Here is a 20,492-nt window from a genome sequence, read left to right on the forward strand (position 1 = left end):
CCGACCTCAGGAGGAACCATGCCCGGTGACGTCACGGTCACGCTGTCCGGCTTCGTCGCGACCACGCCCACGCTGTTCCGCTCGCAGTCCGGCAACGACTTCACGAGCTTCCGCATCGCCCAGACGCGCCGCTACCTCGACCGCGAGCGCGGCGAGTGGGTCGACGGCCGCACGCTGTGGTTCACCGTCAAGGCGTGGAAGCACGTCGCGCGCAACGTCGCGCTGTCCCTGCACAAGGGCGACCCCGTGGTCGTCACGGGGCGGCTCTCGCTCGACGAGTGGGACGGCCCGGACGGCCCGCGCACCAGCCTCGTCGTGGAGGCCACCGCGCTCGGCCCCGACCTGACGCTCGGCGAGGCCCGGTTCGCCCGCACGGTCCACCGGCGCGAGGACGACGGCGCGCGCCGGGGCGATGCGGCCGGTGCCGTGGCGGTCGGCACCGCGGGTGGCCCGGACGGGCCGGACCGGTCGTCCGGCCGACCGGGCGCCGCGCCGCACGACGGCGCCGCGTTCGAGGGCGCGCCGCTCGACGACCCGTGGACCCTCGCGGACGCCGGCGCGGAGCTCGCGGGCGAGCCCGGCGAGCCGTCCGACGCCGACGCACCCGCCGACGTCGACGCCGAGCCGGTGGCCGACGCCGAGACCGGCGCGCTGGCGTCCGTCTGAGCGACGCCTGCGGGCGGTGCCGCGGCCCGCGGGGGTCGCGGCGCCGTCGGGCGCGCCCCGGTGGCACGACCGCGTAGGCTGAGTGGTCGACGAATCCCGTACCTCTCCCGACCGAAACGGTGGAACGACAGGCTGTGGCTGAGTTCATCTACTCCATGTACAAGGCGCGCAAGGCGCACGGAGACAAGGTCATCCTCGACGACGTCTCCCTGAACTTCCTGCCCGGCGCCAAGATCGGCGTCGTGGGCCCCAACGGCGCCGGGAAGTCCACGATCCTCAAGATCATGGCCGGCCTGGACACGCCGTCGAACGGCGAGGCGCGCCTCTCCCCGGGCTACAGCGTCGGCATCCTGCTCCAGGAGCCGCCGCTCAACGAGGAGAAGACGGTCCTCGGCAACGTGCAGGAGGCCGTCGCGGACATCCTCGCCAAGAAGCAGCGCTTCGACGAGATCTCCGCGCTCATGGCGGAGCCCGACGCGGACTTCGACGCGCTCCTCGCCGAGATGGGCACGCTGCAGGAGGCCATCGACGCCGCGGACGCGTGGGACCTCGACTCGCAGCTCGAGCAGGCGATGGACGCGCTGCGCTGCCCGCCGCCGGACGCCGACGTGTCGGTGCTCTCCGGTGGTGAGCGTCGCCGCGTCGCGCTGTGCAAGCTCCTGCTCGAGAAGCCGGACCTGCTGCTGCTCGACGAGCCCACGAACCACCTGGACGCCGAGTCCGTGCTGTGGCTCGAGCAGCACCTCGCGACGTACCCCGGCGCGATCCTCGCCGTCACCCACGACCGGTACTTCCTCGACCACGTCGCGGAGTGGATCTGCGAGGTCGACCGCGGCCGCCTGTACCCCTACGAGGGCAACTACTCGACCTACCTCGAGAAGAAGGGCGAACGCCTCCAGGTCCAGGGCAAGAAGGACGCCAAGCTCGCCAAGCGCCTCAAGGAGGAGCTGGAGTGGGTCCGGTCCAACGCGAAGGGCCGCCAGACCAAGTCGAAGGCCCGCCTCGCCCGGTACGAGGAGATGGCGGCCGAGGCCGAGCGCACGAGGAAGCTCGACTTCGAGGAGATCCAGATCCCGCCGGGCCCGCGCCTGGGCAACGTGGTCCTCGAGGCGTCGAACCTCCAGAAGGGCTTCGACGGGCGCCAGCTCATCGACGGCCTGAGCTTCACGCTGCCGCGCAACGGCATCGTCGGGGTCATCGGCCCGAACGGCGTCGGCAAGACGACGCTGTTCAAGACGATCGTCGGGCTCGAGCCGCTGGACGGCGGCGACCTCAAGGTCGGCGAGACCGTGTCGATCTCCTACGTCGACCAGTCGCGCGGCGGCATCGACCCGAAGAAGACGCTGTGGGAGGTCGTGTCCGACGGTCTCGACTTCATCAAGGTCGGCAACGTCGAGATCCCGTCGCGCGCCTACGTCGCGTCGTTCGGTTTCAAGGGCCCGGACCAGCAGAAGCCCGCGGGCGTGCTGTCGGGCGGTGAGCGCAACCGTCTCAACCTCGCGCTCACGCTCAAGCAGGGCGGCAACCTCCTGCTGCTCGACGAGCCGACGAACGACCTCGACGTCGAGACCCTGGGATCGCTCGAGAACGCGCTGCTCGAGTTCCCGGGCTGCGCCGTCGTGGTGTCCCACGACCGGTGGTTCCTCGACCGGGTCGCGACGCACATCCTCGCGTACGAGGGCACGGAGGAGGACCCGGCGAACTGGTACTGGTTCGAGGGCAACTTCGCGTCCTACGAGGAGAACAAGGTCGAGCGCCTCGGTGCCGACGCTGCGCGCCCGCACCGCGTGACGTACCGCAAGCTCACGCGCGACTGACGCCGCGAGTCGAGCGACCACGACGCCGGGCGGGACTCGTTCCCGTCCGGCGTCTGTGCGTGTGTGCGTCTGTGTCCGGGTGTCCGGGTGTCCGGGTGTCCGGGAGTTCGCGGGTTCCGCGCCCGCTTGCTCCCGCGCCGCTGCGGGCGCGGAAACCCGTTGACGCCGCCGTCGGCACCTCGGCAGGATCGCGCGGCATGACCCTCGACCTCGCTCCCTCGCGCGTACGCCCCGTCTGGCCCGACCTCCCGCGGGCGGTGCGCGCCGCCGTCGAGGCCCGGCTGGGCGCCGTCGTCTCGGGGTGGACGAGCCACGACGGCGGCTACTCGCAAGGGCTCGCGTCCACGCTGCGGACGAGCGGCGGGGACGTGTTCGTCAAGGCGGTCGGGCCCGAGCACGCGTTCACCCGCGACCTGTACCGGCTCGAGGCGCGCGTCGCCGCGGCGCTGCCGGCGGGGACGCCGGCACCCGCGCTCCGGTGGGTCCTCGACGACGACCTCGACGGCGTCGGCGAGTGGGTCGCGCTGGCGTTCGACGCCGTTCCCGGCCGGTCCGTGGCCACGCCGTGGCGGGACGACGAGCTCGCCGCGGTGGCCGGCCTCGCACGCCGCGTCGCGGAGGTCGAGGTCCCCGGGGACGCGCCGCTCCCGCGCTTCGCGGAGACCGTCCGGTGGCGCGAGTGGGAGGACCTCGCGGACCGCCGTCCGCCGGGTCTGAGCACGTACGACCCGTGGGTTGCGGCCCGGCTCGACCGGCTCGCCACGCTCGCCGAGCCGTGGCCCGAGGCCACCGCGGGCGACCATCTCGTCCACGGCGACCTCCGGGGAGACAACGCCCTGCTCGTGGACGGCGCGGTGCTGGGGGCCGCGGTCCACGGCGAGCGCGCCACGGACGGGCACGTCGCCGTCGCCGTCGACTGGCCGTACGCCGCGCGCGGCGCCGCGTTCTGCGACGCGGTCGGCATGCTCCCGGCCGTGCAGGTCGAGGGCGGCCCGCCGCCGGAAGAGGTGCTCCGGCGGCACCCGCTGCCGCGCGACGTCGAGCCCGACGCCGTGACCTGCTACCTCGCGGCGCTCACGGGGTACTTCCTCGCGTCCTCGCTCGACCCCGCGCCGCCGGGGATCCCGCACGTGCGGGCGTTCCAGCGCGCGCAGGCCGAGGTGGGGGTCGCGTGGCTCCGGCGCCGCCTGGGGGAGTGAGCCACGACCGCGAGATCGACCCGAGCGTCCCAGATCGACCCTCGGAGGGCCGATCTGATGCCGGGCGGGTCGACCTCGCGTGCGGAGAGGGTGGGGTCCGACCGTGTCACACCGGGCCTGACCAGCGGCGTTCCGGCAGACTGGCGGGATGACGGCCAGCGGTGACCCCGGAGACGACGTCCGCACGGACGTGGCCGCAGGGGGCGGCGCGGGGCCGGGCGGCGCGGCGACCGGCGGGGCCGTCGCCGCGGGCGCCGCGGCGACGGCGGGGCTCGTCGAGTCCCTGGAGATCCTGCGCGGCCGGCTCGCGGCCGCGCGGCTGCCGCTCGACCTGCCGGGCTCGGCGGCGGCGCGCGAGGACCTCGACCTGGCGGTGCACCAGCTCGACGACTACCTGCTGCCGCGCCTGCGCTCGCACGCCGCGCCGCTGCTCGTCGTCGTCGGCGGGTCCACCGGCGCGGGGAAGTCGACGCTCGTGAACTCGCTGCTGGGCGAGCACGTGTCCGCGCCCGGCGTGCTGCGGCCGACCACCCGCGCTCCCGTCCTCGTGCACCACCCGCTGGACGAGCGCTGGTTCTCCACCGACCGCGTGCTCCCCGGCCTCGCGCGCGTGAGCGAGCACGGGCGGGACCCCGTCGCGGTCGCGCGCGACGCGACCGCCGTGCCCGGCCGGGCCGCGGGAACCTCGACCGCGAGCCCGGCCGACCCGACGCGCACGCTCGCGAGCGACGCGCTGCCGCAGGGTCTCGCGCTCGTGGACGCGCCCGACGTCGACTCCGTGGAGACGGCGAACCGCGAGCTCGCGGCCCAGCTCCTCGCCGCGGCGGACCTGTGGCTCTTCGTCACGACGGCCGCGCGCTACGCCGACGCGGTCCCGTGGGACCTCCTGCACCGTGCGGCCGAGCGGCGTGCGCAGGTCGCGATCGTGCTCGACCGGGTCGACCCGGGAGCCGAGGCGGTGGCCGACGACCTCCGCCGCATGATGGACGAGAACGGGCTGGACACCGCGCCGCTGTTCGTCGTGGGGGAGTCCGAGCTGGTCGACGGCTTCCTCCCGGAGCGGTCCGTCTCGGAGGTCGCGTCGTGGCTGTCCGCGCTGGGGGCCGACGGCGCCGCGCGCGACCGGGTCGCGACCGCGACGCGGGACGGCGTCGTGGACGACCTCGTGCGCCGTGCCGTGCTCGTGGCCGGAGCCGCAGACGCCCAGGCGACGTCCGACGCGCGCCTGCGGGCCGTCGTCGGGCGCGCGTACGACGAGGCCGCGGCCACCGTCGACGCCGCCACGAGCGACGGCGCGCTGCTGCGCGGCGAGGTGCTCGCGCGCTGGCAGGACTTCGTCGGGACGAGCGAGCTGTTCCGCTCCGTCGAGCAGGGCGTCGGGCGCGTGCGCGACGCCGTCGCGGCGTTCTTCCGTGGGCGTCCGGCGCAGGCGCCGCAGGTCGAGCAGGCGATCGCGCACGGGCTGGAGGCCGTCGTGCTCGACGCCACGGACGCGGCCGCCGAGCGCGCGTACGGCGGGTGGCGCGCCGACCCGGCGGGCACGGCGCTCCTGGACGGGCTCGACCTCTCGCGCTCGTCGGCGGGCGTGCGGGCGCGGGTCGCGGAGGAGATCCGGGGGTGGCAGTCCGACGTCCTCGACCTCGTGCGCGAGCAGGGTGCGGGCAAGCGCGGGGCGGCACGCGCGCTGTCGTTCGGGATCAACGGGCTCGGGCTGAGCCTCATGGTCGTCGTGTTCGCGTCGACGGGCGGTCTCACCGGCGCGGAGGTCGGCATCGCGGGCGGGACGGCGATCCTCGCGCAGAAGCTCCTCGAGGCTGTGTTCGGCGACGACGCGGTCCGGCGCCTCACCCGGACGGCGCGCGATCGCCTCGCCGAGCGTGTGCGTGCCGTGCTCGACGACGAGGCGCGGCGCTACACGGCCCAGCTCGACGCTCTCGGCACCGCGGAGGCGGGCGAGACGGCGCGCACCGTGCGCGAGGCCGCGCGCGCGGTCGAGGCGGCGGCGCGGGTCGAGCGCCGGGCGCGCGGGCGGGACCAGGACACGGCTCGACCGACCACCGGGCGGCACGCCGCGCGGCTCCTGCGGGGCGCGGGCCGGCGCGGTGCGGAGGACGACGAGCCTGCGAGCGTGCCCGAGGCCGACGACGAGCCGCGCCGCAGACCCGGGTTCTGGCGACGGCTCCTGGGCGGTGAGCGCGCATGACGATCGACCTCGCGGCGCGCACGACCGCGCTCGAGACCGCCGTCCGCGCGGGCGAGGGGCGCCTCGACGCCGACCTGCTCGCCGACGCGCGCACCGTCGTCGCCCGGGCGCGCGAGCGTGCGGGCCTCTCGGCCGACCACACCGTCGTCGCGCTCGCCGGTGCGACGGGATCGGGCAAGTCGTCGGTCTTCAACGCGCTCGTCGGGGACGAGCTCGCGGCGGTCGGGGTCCAGCGCCCGACGACGTCGCACCCGCTGGCTGCCGTGTGGGGGACGGGTGGGGCGGGGCACCCGACGGGCGGCGTGGCGCCTGGTGGCACTCCCGGTGCGGCGGGCGCGGGGGCCCTCCTCGACTGGCTCGAGGTGCGGCGCCGGCACGAGATGGGCACGCCCCTCACGTCGGGCGACCCGGACGACGCGCGCGCGGGCGGCGGGCTGCGCGGCCTCCTGCGCGGCCGACGCGCGGGTGACGTCACGAGCGGCCTCGTGCTGCTCGACCTGCCCGACCACGACTCGGTGGTCGTCGAGCACCGCGTGCGCGCGGAGCGCCTCGTCGAGCGCGCGGACCTGCTCGTGTGGGTCGCGGACCCGCAGAAGTACGCGGACGCCGCGCTGCACGAGCGCTACCTGCGCCCGCTCGCGGGGCACGACTCGGTCGTCGTGCTCGTGCTCAACCAGGTCGACCGGCTCTCGCCCGCCGACGCCGACGCGTGCCTCGCGGACCTGCGCCGGCTCGCCGTGGAGGACGGGCTCGGCGACGCGCGCGTCCTCGGGGTCTCCGCGCGCACGGGACAGGGTCTCGACGAGCTCCGGGGTCTGCTCGCGGACGCCGCAGCCCGGCGGCGGGCGGCGAACGACCGGCTCGCGGCCGACGTGCGCGCCGTCGCCCGTCGGGTCGCGGCCGCGTGCGGCGAGCCCGTGCCGGAGCGCGCCGCGCGACGGGCGCGCGACGGGCTCGTCGACGCGCTCGAGGCCGCCGCGGGCGTGCCGACGGTCGTCGCGGCCGTGCGGGGCTCGGCGGTCCGGGACGCGCGCGCGGCGACCGGCTGGCCCGTCACGCGCTGGGTCGGGCGGTTCCGGCCCGACCCCCTGCGCCGCATCGGGCTCCGGACGGGACCCGCTCCCGGCTCGTCCCGGGCGCGCGCGGCGAAGGAGCTGGGAGCGGGCGAGACGGAGCTGCGGCCGGAGCTCGCCCGGACGTCGCTCCCCGCGGTCGGGGCGGCGCTGCGCGCCGGTGCGCAGACCGCCGTGCGCGACTACGCGGCCGAGGCCACCGCGGGGGTGCCGGACGACTGGGCGCTCGCCGTGCGGCGTCGGGCCTCCGAGGGCGCGAGCGACCTCGCCGACGCGCTCGACCAGGCGGTCGCCGGGACGGAGCTCGAGGCGTCGCGCCGCCCGGTGTGGTGGCGCGTCGTCGGCGCGTTGCAGTGGCTCGTGCTCGCAGCGCTCGTGGTGGGGCTGCTGTGGCTCGCCGCGCTGTGGGGGTTCACCTACCTGCGCCTGCCCGAGCCGCCGACGCCCGTGCTCACGCTCGGCGGGCCCGGCGCACCCGAGCTCCCGTGGCCGACCCTGCTCGCGCTCGGCGGCATCGTCGTCGGCATCGTCGTCGCCGTGCTCTCGCGCGCCGCCGCGTCCGTGGGCGGGCGCCGCCGGGCGGCCCGTGCCCGACGCCGCCTGCGCGAGGCCGTCGGCCAGGTCGCCGACCGCCTGGTGCGGCTCCCGGTCGGCGAGGAGCTGTCCGCGCTGGCGAGCTGCCGCGCCGCGGCCCTGGTCGCGGCCTCCTGACGACCCGCCTCCCCGCCGAACACGACATGAGGGTCGTCAACGCGCCCATCACGACCCTCATGTCGTGCTCGGCGCGGGGTGGTGTCGTGCTCGGCGGCGGGCCCCCGGGGCCGGTGGCGGCGCGGGGGTAGGGCGGGGTGTGCGGGAGGGGAGAATGAGCGTGCCACCGTCGAACGAGAGGACCCTCCATGACCCGCCTGCACGTCCCCGTCTCCCTGCGGTGGTCCGACCTCGACGCGTACGCCCACGTCAACAACGTCGAGATGTTCCGGCTGCTCGAGGACGCGCGCATCACGGCGTTCTGGACCCACCCGGACGCCGGCGAGGACGCCTGGCCGACGGCGGTCCTGGAGACCGGGCCGGCCGCGACGAGCCACACGCTCGTGGCGCGGCAGGAGATCGAGTACCTGCGCCCCCTCGGCTTCACGCGCACGCCCGTGCGGGTGGAGCTGTGGATCGGGCACCTCGGCGGTGCGAGCCTGGAGGTCTGCTACGAGGTGCACGACGGCGCCGCGCGCTTCGAGCGCACCGGCCCCACCTCGGGCGGTGCCCCCTACGCGAAGGCCGTGACGACGATCGTCGTGGTCGACGCGGCGACGGGGGCGCCCCGCCGCATCACCGAGGCCGAGCGTGCGGCCTGGGAGCCGTTCGTCGAGGACCCGCTGACCTTCCGCCGCCGCAGGTGACCGTCGCTCGCGCCGGGGAGCAGCGTCCCGGCGCGAGCGACGCACCCGGGCGAGGGCTCACCCGACGGTGCACTCCGTCTCGCCCGACCGGCCGACCAGCGTGAACCGTGCAGGCGGCGTGTTCGTCCCGCCGTGCGCGACGTTCGCGCCGACCTCCACGGACGCCCCCGGGGCGAGGCCGCCGTTCCAGGTGGCGGACCGCACGGTGACGTCGGCGCCGGACTGCGTCCAGGTGGCGCTCCAGCCGTTCGTCACGGTCTGCCCGGACGGGAGGGCGAACGCGAGCGCCCACCCGTCGAGCGCCGTCGTGCCCGTGTTCGTGAGCCGGAGGGTCACCGTCCCGCCGGAGCCCCAGTCGCTCGACGACCAGCGGACGGCGCAGGCGCCGGGCGCGGGACCCGTCGACGCGGCCGGGGTCGTGAACGTCGCCGCCGGCCCGGGCGCGGACGCGTTCCCGGCCCGGTCGGTCGCGACGAGGGCGACGCGGTAGGTCGTCTCGGGGGCGAGTCCCGTCAGGGCCAGCGTCGTGCCCGGCGTGGTCGCGACCCGCACGCCGTCGAGCAGGACGTCGTACCCGGAGACGCCGCTGCCCGCGTCCGTGGACGGCGCCCACGCGACGGTCGCCCCGGCCGCGGTGACAGCCGAGACCGTCGGCGCCCCCGGGGTCGACGGCGGCGTGGTGTCCGGCTCGACGGGCCCCGCCGACGGCTCGTCGCCCCACAGCAGCCCGTCGCCCTCGTAGAGGGTGATGCGCGCGTTCTTCGCCAGGGCGTCGCCCGTCGCGACCTGCGCGAAGGACCAGTCGTCCGCGGCGTCCCAGACGTCCGCCGTGACGCGGAACTGCACCTCGCGGCGGTGCTGGGACTGGCCGCCGGGGGAGACGACCGAGCCCGAGCAGTCGATCTCGACGAAGTACTGGTCGCCGCCCGCGTGGCCGACGCTCGCCGTCGCGCCGGGGCACTCGGAGTAGTTCGTCGTGGCGCGCAGGGTCGCCGGGTCGGCGCCGTCGTCGAGCGTGAACCAGTACCGCAGGCGCACGTCGTCCAGCACGCGCGCCGGGAACGCCGACCGGTTGCGCAGGACGGCCTTGATCTCCGTGAACGCGGTGCCGGGCTGGTTGAGGCGCGACTCGACGAAGAACTCGTCCTGGTCGGGCGTCTCGGGCTGGGGGAAGTCCGCGAGCGGGGAGCCCCCGTGCTCGGCGACGAGGAAGGCGAGAGCCGACGTGAAGCCTGCGTTGTAGTCCGTGGCGACCTCGTTCGCGACGTAGTCGGAGCGGCTGTCCGTGTAGGCGTCGTCCGGCGCGCCCGGGCCGCCGACGAGCGCGCCGTACAGCACGTGCCGCGTCGCCGCAGGCTCGGCGAGCGAGTCGAGCCACGAGCCGTGCGCGGTGCGGTGGTGCGGGTTCTGCGGCGAGTCCTCGCCGTACCCGACGACGTACGACGCGCCGCGCGGGTTGTCGCCGAGCGCGTAGCCGATCTGGCGCTCGCCGAAGTCCTGGTACGTCTGCGCGCGGGTCGCGTCGCCGCGGCCCCGCAGCCAGTCGCCGTACGTCAGCGCGACGAACGCGGTGTTCGCGGCGTAGCGCAGCGAGCCCCAGGAGTCGAGGAAGGCCTGCCCGCCGGGGGAGTAGCGCACGCGCGCCCCCTGGTACCCGGTGGTCCAGTAGTCGAGCCACCGGTTCGCGTCGTCGACGTACTGCTGCTTGCCCGTCGCCTGCGCGAGCAGCGCGTACGTGCCGTAGGTCTTGTCGTCCCACGCGATCGTCCAGCGGTACGAGGGCGTGCTCGTCTGGTTCTCCCGCGAGAGCCCGGCGTACTCCTGCTCCGCCTTGGCGAGGTACGACGCGTCGCCCGTCGCCTCGTAGAGCCAGTACGCGCCCCACACGAGCTCGTCCTGGTAGCCCGACCACGAGTTGTAGAAGGCGCCCGCGGGCACGCAGTCGGAGTACTTCCCGCGGTACGTGTCGGCGAAGTCGTAGAGCTGCTCGGCGTGCTCGACGAGCTCGGCCGCGTACGCCGGGTCGGAGTCCGCGAAGACGATCGACGACGCGGCCATGGCTGCCGCGGTCTCGCCCGCGACGTCGCTCCCGGGGCACGACGGGTCGACCTTGTACGCCGGGCGGGCCATCTGCATCGCCTCAGCGGGTCCCCACCACGTGTGGTCCGCGTCGCCGTCGCCCACCTGCGCGTAGAGCACGTCCGGCTCGGGGTGGGCCTTGACGAAGTAGTCGTTGACCCAGCGCAGCGAGTCGAGCAGCTCGTCGCGCTGCCCCGACGCCGCGTACCCGTCGGGGCTCGCGATCGCTCCCCAGGCGAGCATCGTCGTGGTGAACGCCATGGGCAGCCCGAACTTCACGTGGTCGCCCGCGTCGTACCAGCCGCCCGTGAGGTCGAGCCCGACGTCGGCGCCGTCGTCGAGCGCGGAGTCGCCGCGCCAGCTCACGCGGAAGTCGTCGGGGAGGTCGCCCGAGCGCTGGGCGTCGTAGAAGAACAGCGACTTCTGGAGGGCCTCGGCGTAGTTCGGCGCCGTGGCGGCAGCGGCGGCCGCCGCGGGGGCCGGCGTCGGACCCGGCGCGGCCGCGGCCGGGGTCGCGGCAGCGAGGCTCGCGACGAGCAGGGCGCCCGCGGCGAGGGCCGCGGTGGGTCGTGGGTGCATGGCTGCCTCTCGGTCCGGCTGCGTCCGCGTCGACGCAGGTCGACGCCACTGTCCGGACGCGGCGGAGCCGGGGTCAAGGACGCGCGCGACCCTGAAACGTTTCGCCGGCGCGAGCGGCGCGCTCCGCGGCGGCGGCGACGTTGCGCTGCATCCCGCCGAACACGACGCCGTGGAACGGCTTGACCGCCCACCAGTAGAGCTGGCCCGCGAGGCCGTGCGGGTAGAACAGCGCGCGCTGGGCGAAGTAGGTCCGGCCCGGACCGCTCGCGTCCTCGGGCGAGGGCCCGGGCGCGGCGGGGTCGGTCGCGTCGGGCAGCTCCGCGGCCGCCTCGTCGACGCGCAGCTCGAGCCACGCGAGCCCCGGCAGGCGCATCTCGGCCCGGAGCAGCAGCCGACGGCCGGGTTCGATCGCCTCGACGCGCCACCAGTCGAGCTCGTCGTCCACGCGCAGGTGCCGCTCGTCGCGCCGACCGCGGCGCAGCCCCGGCCCGCCGACCGCGCGGTCCAGGAGCCCGCGCACGCGCCACGCGAGCGACCACGAGTACCAGCCGCCCTGCCCGCCGATCTCCTCGACGACGCGCCAGAGCACGTCGCGCGGCGCGTCGACGACGGTCCGCCGCTCGTCGACGTACAGCGAGCCGCCGGCCCAGTCGGGGTCGCTCGGCAGCGGGTCCGACGGCGCTCCCGGTACCGAGGCGGACGACCAGCGCGTCGTCACCTCGCCGTCGTGGACGCGCTCCAGGGCCAGCGCGACGGCGCGGTCGAACCCGACGAGGCCCTCGGGCGGGTCGGGCACGTACCGCGCGATGTCGTGCTCGCGGCACACGACCTCGTGCTGGAGCGACTCGACGAGCGGGCGTGCGATGCCCGACGGCACGGGCGTGACGAGCCCGACCCACAGGCTCGACAGCCTCGGAGTGAGCACCGGGACGCTGACGATCGCGCGGCGGGGGAGCCCGGCCACCTTCGCGTAGCGCTGCATCATGTCGCGGTACGTGAGGACGTCGGGCCCGCCGACGTCGAACGCGCGTGAGACGTCGGGCGGCATCGTCGCGGACCCGACGAGGTAGCGCAGCACGTCCCGGACCGCGATGGGCTGGATGCGGTTGTCGACCCACCTCGGCGTCGTCATGGCGGGGAGCCGCTCGGTGAGGTAGCGCATCATCTCGAACGACGCGGACCCGGAGCCGAGGATCACCGCCGCCTGGAGGACCGTCGTCGGGACGCCCGAGGCGAGCAGGATCTCGCCGACCTCCTTGCGCGAGGCGAGGTGGCGCGAGAGCGTGCCCTCCGGGACGTCGGGGAACATCCCGCCGAGGTACACGATCCGCCCGACCCCCGCCTCGCGCGCCGCCTGGGCGAACGTCAGCGCGGTGCGGCGGTCGCGCGCCTCGAACGTGCTCCCGGTCCCGAGCGAGTGCACGAGGTAGTACGCGACGTCGGCGCCCTCGAGCGCGGCCCGGATCTGCCCGAGGTCGGCGGCGTCGGCGGACACCGTCTCGACGTCGTGCACCCACTCGCGCCCCGCGAGCCGCTCGGGGTGCCGCGCGAGCGCGCGCACCTCGAACCCCGCGCGCAGCAGCTCGGGCACGAGCCGCCCGCCCACGTAGCCGGTGACGCCGGTGACCGCGGCCCTCACGAGAGCAGCTCCAGGAGCTCGCGCTCGGCTCGCGCCTGCGACCGGGTGGACCCGATGGTCTCGCCGCGCTCCCACAGGTCGAACAGGCGCGGGTCGATGTACGACGACCGCGCGACGGCGGGCGTGTTCCCCAGCTCCTCCGCGACGTCCTTGACGATCCCCGTGACGACCCGTCGCCGCGCCCGCTCCGAGGCCGGCGCGGCCCCGGCGTCGGCGAGCGCGCGCGCCGCGAGGACGGTGGCGTGCCACGTGCGGAAGTCCTTGGGCGTCGCGTCCTCGCCGAGCCGTTCCTTGATGCCCGCCTGGACGTCGGCGCTCGTGACGTCGTGCCACGCGGCCCGGCCGTCGGGCCCGTCCTCGCGCCACGCGAGCAGCTCGACGCCGCCGCGGCGCCGCTTGAGCGTCGTGACGAGCTCGGCGACCACCGGGTCGTCCACGACGACGTCGCGGACCTGGCCCGACTTCGCGGGATAGCGGAAGTGCACGCTCCCGTCGCGCCGCACCCGCGCGTGCTCCTTGCGGATCGTCGCCAGGCCGTAGCTGGCGTTCTGCTTCGCGTAGATCTCGCCGCCGGCGCGGAAGTACGCGAGGTCGAGCAGCCGGAACGCCAGGGCGAGCACCTTCTCGCGACCCATGCCGGGCTGCGCGAGCTCGCGCGCGACCCGCCGCCGGGCCGCGGGCAGGCGCCGGCCGACGTCGAGCACGTGGTCGTGCTTGCGCCGCGCACGGCGCACCTGCCACTGCTCGTGGTACAGGTACTGGCCGCGACCGGCGACGTCGCGCCCGAACGCCTGGATGTGCCCGTTCGGGTACCGGCAGATCCAGACGTCGGTCCAGGCGGGAGGGACCGCGAGGCGCGTGCACCGCGCGACCTCGTCCTCGTCGGCGAGCGGAGTCCCCTCGACGTCGAGGAACACCCAGGAGTCGCCCTTCGGGCGGCGGGAGTACCCGGGGGAGGTCACGGACACCCGACGCAGTCGCACCCGGTCATGGTGCGGGACGCGACGCCCGCTCGCGCGGCAGGGAGCACCGAGGCCGCGCGGCGCATGGGGAGCGGTCCCCATGGCCCGAGCCTCCGGCGGCGCCCCGTCATGGCTAGCGTGGCGGGCGCGGACGAGGGAGGGGACATGACGACGTCGGAGAGCCCGTGGTGGCGGACCCGCAGGGGGCGCGTGCTGGTCGGCGGGGCGGTGGCGCTCGTGCTCGCCGGGGCGCTGACCCTCTGGCTGGTCGCGCGGGGTGGCACCGATCCGGTCGACGAGCCGGTGAGCACGTCGACCCTCGAGGGCTACCCGACCCGGGGCGGTCTCACCGTGGACGGCGCGCCCTTCGAGGACGTCGAGGCCGCCGCCGACGCCTGGCGGCGCGAGGACGTCGGCGGGCAGGAGGAGCCGCCCGCCGCCGACGAGCCCATCGAGGTGCTGTGGGCCGGGGACGTCCCCGCAGCCGATCTCGCGTTCGAGAGCCGTTACGAGCTCCGCCTCGACGACGCGCCCACCGGCCGCCTCGTCGCGCTCCGCTCGGACGACCACGTCGCGACCTTCCTCGCGCCGGTCGACGCCGAGGGCGAGCGGACCGACGCCTACCGGATCCTCGCGGACAGCGACGAGCAACGGTGGGCCTCGCGCGCGGCCGTCGAGCTCGACGACGGTCTGCTGCTGCTCGCCGAGTCGCTCGCCCGCGGTGCGGAGCCGGACGGCCTCGAGGTCGTGCATCCCCGGGGCGAGGGCGACGACGCGCCGGTCGTCGTGACCGTTCCCGTCGACGAGGGCCTGCTCGTCGGCCAGCGCGGTGGCGCGATCCGGGCGGCCTCGGTGAGCGCGGTCCCCGACGGCGACGACCCGGGTCTGCTGTTCACCGACGGAGGCGCGGTGACCACGGCCGACCTCGACACGCTGTGGGACCGGCTCCTCGACCCCGCCGCGGGTGCTCCCACCTGGAGCGCGCTCCTCGGCGCGTATCGCGGCACGGAGGAGCGGCGCCGCGCCGACCCGCCGGTCGCCGCGCTCTGGGACGGGGTCGCGCTGCGGGACGGGACGCCCCTGGCGGTCGTCGCGGTCACGACGAGCGCGTGGGACCCCCGGGCGTGGTGGGAGGTCTACGCCTCCCGGCCGGCGCCGGCGCCCGCCGACGGCGAGGAGCCGGGCGACCCGCGGACCGACCGGCTCGGGGGCGGCGAGGTCGCGCCGGGGTCGCCGGCGACGACGCGGATCCCCCCGCTCGTCGCGCAGTGGATCGACGGCGGTCCCGGCGGTGACGCCGAGCCGCGGCCCGAGCTCGTGGTGGTCGGGCCGGGCGAGGTCGTGTCCGTCGAGGTCCTCGCGTCGACGGACGGCAAGCGCGTCGAGGGGTCGACGCTCACGTGGCCGCGCCCCGACCCGGCGACCTGGGCCCGCGAGGGCGCCGACCTCGAGCGGGTGGCACCCACCGACGTGCCCCCGGTGGTCGTGGTGGGGCGTACCGCGGACGGCACCCCCGTCCCCGTCCTCGAGGACTGATCCCGCGCGAGCGCCGCCCGGGGCGGCCCCTGCACGCCCCGGACGGCGCCCGCGCTCGCTCAGGCGACCTCGCAGGCGGCGCCGTCGAGCGTGAAGGAGGTCGGCTCGGTGTTGATCCCGGAGTGGGCGCCGTTGAAGCCGATGTCCACGCTCGCGCCCGCGCCGAGCGTGGTGTTCCACGGCGCCGGGGTGACGGTGACGGTCGAGCCCTGCTGCGCGTACTGCGCCGACCAGCCCTGCTGGACGGTCTGCCCGTCCGGGAACGCGAACCTCAGGGTCCAGCCGTGCAGCGCGGTCGTCGAGTCGTTGGTGATCCGGATCGAGCCGGTGAAGCCCGTGTTCCAGGAGCTCGCCGTGTAGGCGACGGTGCAGGTCCCGGTGGGTTCGCCGCCACCCTCCTCGGTCTCGCCGGTCACGGTGCCGGACGTGGCCGAGAGGTTGCCCGCCGCGTCGACCGCGCGCACCGCGTAGACGTGCGCGGTGCCCGCGGCGAGGCCGGTGTCGGTGAACGACGTCGCGGCGACCTCGGCGACCTGGGTCCCGTCGCGGAACACGCGGTACCCCGCGACGCCGACGTCGTCGGTGGAGGCGTTCCACGCGAGCGAGATCGAGGAGGTCGTGGTGCCGGTGACCCGCAGGCCGGTCGGGGCCGACGGCGCCTGCTCGTCGCCGCCCGGTCCGTCGTCCCGTGCGCCGAGGACCTCGGCGATCGCCGCGTACGCGGGCTTGGGCGCGTACGCGTCGTCCCAGACGAGCGCGGCGCCCTGCCCCGGGAACACGCCCGGGATCCACGAGTACCTGTCGGTGATGCCCCACAGCGTGACGCCCGTGCAGCGGTCGACGTCGAGGCAGGCCTGGAAGACCTTCGCGTAGTCCGACGCCTGCTGCGCCAGCTTCTGCGCGTCGGCGGGAGTGTTCATGCGGATGTCGAGCTCGGTGATGCGCACGTCCACGCCGAGGTCGGCGAACCGCCGGAGGTTCTGGGTCAGGGTCGACGGGACCTGGCCCACGATCAGGTGCGCCTGGAACCCGACGCAGTCGATCGGCACACCGCGGGCCTTGAAGTCGGCGACGAGGTCGTAGATCGCCGTGCTCTTCGCGTTGATCCCGTCGGTGCTGTAGTCGTTGAGGCACAGGTCCGCGTCCGGGTCGGCCGCCCGTGCGGCGCGGAAGGCGTCCTCGATGTAGCCGTCTCCGAGGCGCTGCTGGAAGACGCTCTGCCGGCGGGAGCCGTCGTCCTCGAACGCCTCGTTGACGACGTCCCACGCCTCGACGTCGCCGGCGAAGTGCCCGGCGACGGCGCTGACGTGGTCCGTCATGGCGGTGCGCAGCTCCGTGCCCGTCAGGCCCTGGACCCAGCCGGGGAGCTGTTGGTGCCACACGAGCGTGTGGCCGTAGAGGTCCGCGCCCTGCGCGGCCGCGTAGCTCGCGACCTGGTCGGCTGCCCCCCAGGAGAACGAGCCCCGGGCGGGTTCGGTCGCGTCCCACTTCATCGCGTTCTCCCCGACGACGAGCGAGAACTCGCGGTCGGCGACCGCCCGGTAGCCGCTCTCCGAGAGGCGGCCGGGGTCGAGCGCGAAGCCGACGGTCTTGCCGTGCCTCGCGGCGGCGTCGCCGAGCGGCTCGGTGGCGGCGGTCGCGGTCGTGGCGACCGGGAGGACGGTCGCGGCGACGAGCGCCGTGGTCGCGAGCGTCGTCGCGAGAGGTCGTCTCCAGATGGTCCTGGTCATGGGTGCACCCTTCGGGTCGATATCGATATCGAACGTCGCACAGGACCGGCGGTCGAGGCGTGGGGCCCCGACCGCCGGTCGTCTCAGGTCAGCCGACGGTGCAGGACGCGCCGTTCAGCGTGAAGGCCGTCGGCTCGTCGTTGGTCCCCGAGTGGGAGCCGTTGAAGCCGATCTCGACGCTCGCGCCCGCGCCCAGCGTGGTGTTCCACGCCGCCGGGGTCACGGTCACCGTCGAGCCGGTCTGCGCGTACTGCGCGGACCAGCCCTGGGTGATGCTCTGACCGTCCGGGAAGTCGAAGGTCAGGGTCCAGCTCTGCAGCGCCTGGGCCGAGTCGTTCGTGAGCCGGATCGAGCCGGTGAAGCCCGTGTTCCAGGAGCTCGCCGAGTAGACGACGGTGCAGGCCCCGGCGGGCTGGCCGCCGTCCTCGTCCGTCTCGCCGGTCACGGTGCCGGACGTGGCCGAGAGGTTGCCCGCCGCGTCGACCGCGCGCACCGCGTAGACGTGCGCGGTGCCCGCGGTGAGGCCGGTGTCGGTGAACGACGTCGCGGCGACCTCGGCGACCTGGGTCCCGTCGCGGAACACGCGGTAGCCGGTCACGCCGGTGTCGTCGGTGGACGCGTTCCACGCGAGCGCGACCGTGGACGTCGTGGTGCCGGTGACCCGCAGCCCGGTCGGGGCGGACGGCGGCTGGTCGTCACCGCCCGAGCCGTCGTCCTCGTCCGTGGTCACGGTGAGCGGCGCGGACGCGGCGGAGACGTTGCCCGCGGCGTCGCGCGCCCGGACCGTCACGGCGTAGGACGTGCCCGCCTCGAGACCGGTGACGGTGAACGAGGTCGTGGAGGTCGTGCCCACGGCCGCGCCGTCGACGAGCACGGTGTATCCCGTGACGCCACGGTCGTCGGTGGACGCGGTCCAGCTCACGCTCGCCGACGTGGTCGTGGTCGCGCCCGCCGTGAGGCCCGTCGGCACCGACGGCGCGGTGGTGTCCGCGGGGCCGCCGGTCCCGTCGCCCTCGATGGCCGGGTAGGCGTTCTCGACGAGCATCCGGAACTGGGACTCGAACCACTGGCCCGCGAGCGGGGCGTCGGGCAGGGCGCCGGTGAGCTGGTTGGAGAGCTTGGGCGAGACGAACGTCGGGTCGCACATGCGGTCGAACCGCTTGCCCTGGTCGTTCGGGATGTCGGACGACGCGCCGTCGGACTCGCCCGGAGGCTTGACCCACACGTACGCGTGCAGGTGCGACTCGGGGAAGCCCGCGGGCGAGGCCTGCGGGCGCTCGCCGATCCCGGCGCCGGCCGGGTTGCACCAGGCGCCACGGTGGATCCGCCGGTCGACGCGCGACTCGTCCACGTAGGTGTTGAGGTTCGTCGACGTGCTCACCGCCGTCGGGCGGTCGGCGCCGCCCCAGCCGTTGCGCGAGGTGTCGATGAGCATGCCGATCGACGTCGGGAAGCCCTCCGCCACGAGCAGGTCGTAGAGGTGCGCGGTCCAGTCGGCCTCGTCGAAGTCGGCGTTCCACTCGTAGAAGCTCGCCGAGCGCACGGGCGTGCTGCCGAGCTGGACGTCCTCGAGGAACGGCTCGTGCAGCGGCGTGGAGTTGGCCGTGTTCGTGACGAAGCCCGCGACCGACGCGTAGCCCGCCTCCGTCGACAGCACGACCTCCTTGAAGAGCTTCGCCGCCGGGCCTCCGTTGCTCGGCCAGCCGAGCCAGCCGGCGTGCGCCGCGTCGATGTAGGAGTAGACGTTGCCGACGGCGTGGAGAGCGTCCAGCGCGTACGCCACGCCCTCGCGGTAGTACGGCGCGGACGCCTGGCAGTCGGGCGTGCTGATGTTGGTGACGAGGTTCGGCAGCGAGTCCGGCTCGATCGTCGCGACGACGCGCAGGTCCTCGTAGGCCGGGTCGTCGAGGATGTCGGCGATGACGTCGATGTACTCGGTCTTGTACCGCGCCATGTCCGTGGCGTTCGGCTTGAGCTCGCCGTTGGACGCGAGCGCGTAGCAGTCGCGACCGGGCAGGTCGTAGATCACGAGGTTGAAGACCATCGGCACGCCGGGCTGCTTCTGCTCGATCGCGGCGTCGAGGTGGTGCCGCAGGCCCGGGCCGTCGGCGTTGCCCTCGATCGCGCTGATGCGGTCCATCCAGACCGCGGTGGGCTCGTCGGCGATCGCCCGCATGCGGGACCCGAGGTCGCCGCCGGCGCGGTCGGCGGCGGCCTCGACGTTGGCGGACCAGAAGTCGTTGACGTACTGCGTGGCACCGGCGAACGGGTTGCTCACGCGTGGCTCGGCGGCGTTCGCCGGCGCGGCGGTCGCGACCAGCGGGGCGGCGAGCAGCGCGAGCGACGCGGCGACGGCCGCGCCCCTGCGCGGTCGGCTGGATCGGGATGGCACGTGGTCCTCCAAGGGTCCGGGAGCGCGGACGGGTCCGCGCACCGGGCGGCTCTGCCCGGCGGGGACAACGTGACGAACGAGGGCCGTCGTCGGCTACCGCCTGAAACGTTTAGGCGCTCCGGGGTGGCGCCGTCGTGCCCCGCAGGAGGAGGCGGGCGGCGGGGCGCTCGCGGTCGACGGCCGGACGGGGCGCGGCCGGGTCGACATCGGGGCGTGCGACCGGGCGTCCGAGGCCCAGGCGCGCGACGACGACGTCGGCGACGTGCGCACCGAGCCGCTCGAACGGCCGGTGCACGGCGGTGAGCGCGGGGGCGACGAGCCGGCACGTCGCGGAGTCCTCGCCGGACAGCACCGACAGGTCCCACGGCACCTCGAGCCCCTGGCTCCGGCCCGCCTCGAGCACGGCGAGCGCGGTGACGTCCGTGTCGGTGAGCACGGCGGTGGGGCGCGCGTCGTGCGCCACCAGCCGCGCCGCACGCGTGCGGGTCTCCTCCCACGTGCGGCACTCGACGACGTCGACCCGGGTCTCCGGGCCACCCGCGTCGCGCGCCGCCGCGACCACGGCGCGGGCCTGCTCGTCCTGCGCGTCCGAGACGAGGACCGCGATCCGGCGGTGGCCGAGCTCGACGAGGTAGCGGGCCGCGCGCGCGTCCGCGTCGCCCGCGAACCAGGTCCGCGCGCCCGGCGCGTCGGCGTCGGCCGGGCCAGGAGCGACCTGGACGAGCGGGATCGAGGCCTCACGGGCCACCCGGACCCGCGGGTCGCGCGCGTGGGCGTCGACCACGACGTACGCCGCGTGCCGCCGCTCGGACCAGCCCGTCTCGAGCTCCCGGGCACCCTCGTCGCGGTCGCCCGTGACCTCGATGCCGAGGGCGAGGGCGTGCTCCGCGAGGACGGTGCGCATGCCCGCGGCGAGCGCGAGGGCGCGGGTCGGTCCGGCGGCTCCCTCGGTCGCGTGCACGACCTGGAGCGCCACGCTGCGCGCGCTCGTGCGCAGCGAGCGGGCGGCCACGCTCGGCCGCCAACCGAGGTCGGCAGCGGTGCGCAGGACGTGCCGGCGGGTGCGCTCGGACACTCCGGGGCGGGCGTTGAGGGCGTAGGAGACGACGGCGATCGACACCCCTGCCGCGCGCGCGACATCGGTGATCGTGGTGCGCCGTGCACCCGGGTCTGCGCCACGGTGCGAGGCCGGGTGTGCGGACGAGTTGGTGGTCACGCTC

Annotated in this window: 13 protein-coding genes; 7 read left to right on the plus strand and 6 right to left on the minus strand. The window is 75.5% G+C overall.

Going from position 1 to position 20,492, the window contains the following annotated elements; translation table 11 throughout:
• Positions 1–18: 18 nt before the first annotated feature.
• From ABRQ22_RS21110 to ABRQ22_RS21135, 6 genes are all read left to right on the plus strand, one after another.
• On the plus strand, positions 19–666 hold the full coding sequence (locus ABRQ22_RS21110) for a single-stranded DNA-binding protein (protein WP_353708075.1): 648 nt from the start codon (positions 19–21) through the stop codon (positions 664–666).
• 134 nt (positions 667–800) lie between these two features.
• The gene (ettA, locus tag ABRQ22_RS21115) at positions 801–2,483 is read left to right on the plus strand and encodes an energy-dependent translational throttle protein EttA (RefSeq protein ID WP_047233192.1); all 1,683 of its coding nucleotides are present in this window, start codon (positions 801–803) and stop codon (positions 2,481–2,483) included.
• 197 nt (positions 2,484–2,680) lie between these two features.
• The gene (locus tag ABRQ22_RS21120) at positions 2,681–3,682 is read left to right on the plus strand and encodes an aminoglycoside phosphotransferase family protein (RefSeq protein ID WP_353708076.1); all 1,002 of its coding nucleotides are present in this window, start codon (positions 2,681–2,683) and stop codon (positions 3,680–3,682) included.
• Between the two features lie 148 nt (positions 3,683–3,830).
• Positions 3,831–5,885 (plus strand): dynamin family protein, encoded by a 2,055-nt coding sequence (locus tag ABRQ22_RS21125; protein ID WP_353708077.1) that lies wholly within the window; start codon positions 3,831–3,833, stop codon positions 5,883–5,885.
• Positions 5,882–7,669, plus strand: coding sequence for a GTPase (locus ABRQ22_RS21130; RefSeq protein WP_353708078.1), 1,788 nt, complete (start codon positions 5,882–5,884; stop codon positions 7,667–7,669). The genes ABRQ22_RS21125 and ABRQ22_RS21130 overlap by 4 nt, the downstream gene beginning before the upstream one ends.
• Positions 7,670–7,857: 188 nt before the next feature.
• Entirely contained in the window at positions 7,858–8,355 is a 498-nt protein-coding gene (locus ABRQ22_RS21135; RefSeq protein ID WP_253051207.1) for a thioesterase family protein, read from the plus strand.
• A gap of 57 nt (positions 8,356–8,412) precedes the next feature.
• On the opposite strand, the gene ABRQ22_RS21140 is transcribed toward ABRQ22_RS21135, so the two are convergent.
• From ABRQ22_RS21140 to ABRQ22_RS21150, 3 genes are all read right to left on the minus strand, one after another.
• On the minus strand, positions 8,413–11,013 hold the full coding sequence (locus ABRQ22_RS21140) for a glycoside hydrolase family 9 protein (protein ID WP_353708079.1): 2,601 nt from the start codon (positions 11,011–11,013) through the stop codon (positions 8,413–8,415).
• Between the two features lie 73 nt (positions 11,014–11,086).
• Complete coding sequence (locus tag ABRQ22_RS21145; protein WP_353708080.1) at positions 11,087–12,652, minus strand: SDR family oxidoreductase; 1,566 nt, start codon at positions 12,650–12,652, stop codon at positions 11,087–11,089.
• Entirely contained in the window at positions 12,649–13,635 is a 987-nt protein-coding gene (locus ABRQ22_RS21150; RefSeq protein WP_253051210.1) for a DNA topoisomerase IB, read from the minus strand. Before ABRQ22_RS21150 ends, ABRQ22_RS21145 begins: the two co-directional genes overlap by 4 nt.
• 144 nt (positions 13,636–13,779) lie before the next feature.
• On the opposite strand from ABRQ22_RS21150, the gene ABRQ22_RS21155 reads away from it, so the two are divergent.
• Positions 13,780–15,150, plus strand: coding sequence for a hypothetical protein (locus tag ABRQ22_RS21155; protein WP_353708081.1), 1,371 nt, complete (start codon positions 13,780–13,782; stop codon positions 15,148–15,150).
• A 59-nt stretch (positions 15,151–15,209) separates the two neighbouring features.
• Here the strand turns inward: ABRQ22_RS21155 and ABRQ22_RS21160 are convergent, their stop codons facing one another.
• The 3 genes from ABRQ22_RS21160 to ABRQ22_RS21170 form a co-directional block, all read right to left on the minus strand.
• On the minus strand, positions 15,210–16,880 hold the full coding sequence (locus tag ABRQ22_RS21160) for an endo-1,4-beta-xylanase (RefSeq protein WP_353708082.1): 1,671 nt from the start codon (positions 16,878–16,880) through the stop codon (positions 15,210–15,212).
• A gap of 88 nt (positions 16,881–16,968) precedes the next feature.
• Positions 16,969–19,272, minus strand: coding sequence for a glycoside hydrolase family 6 protein (locus tag ABRQ22_RS21165; protein ID WP_353708083.1), 2,304 nt, complete (start codon positions 19,270–19,272; stop codon positions 16,969–16,971).
• 109 nt (positions 19,273–19,381) lie between these two features.
• On the minus strand, positions 19,382–20,488 hold the full coding sequence (locus tag ABRQ22_RS21170; protein WP_353708084.1) for a LacI family DNA-binding transcriptional regulator: 1,107 nt from the start codon (positions 20,486–20,488) through the stop codon (positions 19,382–19,384).
• Positions 20,489–20,492: the final 4 nt, after the last annotated feature.

The sequence above is a fragment of the Cellulosimicrobium sp. ES-005 genome (assembly GCF_040448685.1).
In the GTDB taxonomy this organism is placed as follows: Bacteria; Actinomycetota; Actinomycetes; order Actinomycetales; family Cellulomonadaceae; genus Cellulosimicrobium; species Cellulosimicrobium cellulans_G.